Origin of the sequence: Pseudomonas sp. YY-1, from assembly GCF_002843095.1 — a bacterium.
GTDB lineage: Bacteria > Pseudomonadota > Gammaproteobacteria > Pseudomonadales > Pseudomonadaceae > Aquipseudomonas > Aquipseudomonas sediminis_A.
Genome location: NZ_PJLX01000032.1, coordinates 1 through 2,113, shown reverse-complemented (window position 1 = coordinate 2,113; position 2,113 = coordinate 1). Strand labels below are relative to the sequence as shown.

The window sequence follows — 2,113 nt, the reverse complement described above, 5'->3', positions numbered from 1 at the left end:
AGCAGGCCGTCGTCGCCATGAAATCAGAACGGCTCATCGTCCTCCGGTTCCTGGCCGCCCTTACGCTTTCGCTCCCGTGATTTGATCTTGGCCTGGGCCGCCAAGCTACTGTGTTGCAGGCGATAGGACTCGTTACCGGTTTCGACGATGTGGCAGTGGTGGGTCAGCCGATCCAGCAGGGCGGTGGTCATCTTGGCGTCGCCGAACACGCTCGACCATTCGGCGAAGCTCAGGTTGGTGGTGATCACCACGCTGGTGTGTTCGTACAGCTTGGACAGCAGGTGAAACAGCAACGCACCGCCAGCCTGGCTGAACGGCAGATAACCCAGTTCGTCGAGGATGACCAGATCCATGCGCAGCAGTGCCTGGGCGATCCGCCCGGCTTTGCCGTCGTGTTTTTCGCGCTCCAGCAGATTGACCAGATCGACCGTGGAGTAGAAGCGCACGCGCTTACCGTGCCGGGTGATGCCGGACACGGCCAGCGCGGTGGCTAGGTGGGTTTTGCCGGTGCCTGGGCCACCGATNNNGTCGGCGCTGGAGGCGCTGAAGTCGAAGCCGGCCAGATCGCGGTGCATCGGCAGCTTGGCCATGTTCATCTGGTGGCTCACCGAGCGCATGGCGCGATCTGTGTGCTCTTGTTCCAGCAGGTGTTCGAGCAGCCACTTGGACGAGGCTGTATTCGACTCACCCTGTGCAGTTAACTCCGCCCAGGCCGTGGCCATGCCGTGCAGGCGCAGCTCCTTGAGTTCCGCCATCAAATCACGCATGACCGACCCCCTCGGCCTGGCCACGCAGGCGGTCGTAGCGCGCCGTGTTAGCGACGGGGGCTTCCTTGAGCGACAAGTGGGTTTCGACGCTGGGTGGTGGTTCGGTCGCGGCCAGGCGCGCCACGACATTGAGGATGTGTTCGGCGCTCAGGCTGCCGCTTTCCAGTACCAGCTCAACAGCCACCAGCACCGCATCGAGCCCGGCGACCGGTACGGCAGCCAGAACTTGCGCCATGATCCGGTCACCGCCGGCATGACGCCCCAGACCGTGCTTAAGCTGACGCAGCGGCGCCGGCAGATCAGCAAAGGGCGCGCCGTTGCGCAGCGCACCGGGCTTGCGTTCGATCAGCGGGAGGTAGTGCTGCCAGTCATAGCTGACCTGGTCGCGATCCAGCAAGCGGACATGGCTGGCGATCAGCGCGTCGTCAGCCACCACCTCGATTCGCGTCGGATACAAACGGCTGCTGACCCACTTACCCGCGTACTCACACGGCACCGAGTAGCGGTTGCGCCCGACGCTGACCAGGCAGGTGCTGGAGACCCGCGCAGGCCGCTCGACGTAACCGTCGAATGGCGCTGGCACAGGCATCAGTTCAGCGCGCTCCAACTCCAGCACTTCGGCCACACTCAGACCGCTGTATTGAGGGTGCGTCAGCTCGTTCCAAAGCGCGCGGCAGCGCTGGCCCAGCCAGGCATTGAGTTCCTCGAAGGAGTGAAACTGGCAGTCCTGGGCGTCTAGCCAGATACGCCTGCGGCTGTCTTGCACGTTCTTTTCAACGATGTCCTTTTCCCAACCAGCGGCGACGTTGCAGAAGTCCGGATCGAACAGGTAATGCGCGCACATCACCGCAAAGCGTGCATTCACCGCCCGGCCTTTGCCCTTATTGACCTTGTCGACGGCGGTCTTCATGTTGTCGTAGATGCCCCGGCGCGGCACGCCGCCCAAGGCGCCGAACGAGCGTGTATGGGCGTCAAATAACATCTCATGGCCCTGGCTCGGATACGCCACAAGCCAGAACGCACGGCTGGCACACAGCTTCAGATGTGCCACCTGCATACGCCGGTAAATGCCGCCGACCAGCAAGCCTTCCTCGCTCCAGTCAAACTGAAACGCCTCGCCAAGAGCAAAGGTCAGCGGCACAAAGGCCTGCGACGCCTTGCCCTGTCCCTCTCGCCAGGCACGGATAAACGCGGTGAGCTGGCTGTAGCCACCGTCATAACCATCGGCTTTGATTTGCGCCAACAGCGCCTTGGCACTGCGCCGCTGTTGCTTGGGGCGCAGCGAATCGGCTTTTAGCGCCTGCTCTAGCGTGGCGTGAAAAGGGCTGAGTTTGTTAAAGATCGCG

The 2,113-nt window shown here is 62.7% G+C and carries 2 protein-coding genes; both read right to left on the bottom strand.

Translation table 11 applies throughout. The features are described from left to right. Positions 1-23 precede the first annotated feature (23 nt). On the bottom strand, positions 24-767 hold the full coding sequence (locus CXP40_RS23500; RefSeq protein WP_106735679.1) for an ATP-binding protein: 744 nt from the start codon (positions 765-767) through the stop codon (positions 24-26). After that, positions 760-2,113: IS21-like element ISPst3 family transposase (gene istA, locus CXP40_RS23495; RefSeq protein WP_106735678.1), on the bottom strand; the 1,354-nt coding region annotated here is incomplete at its 5' end. The genes CXP40_RS23500 and istA, both read right to left, overlap by 8 nt.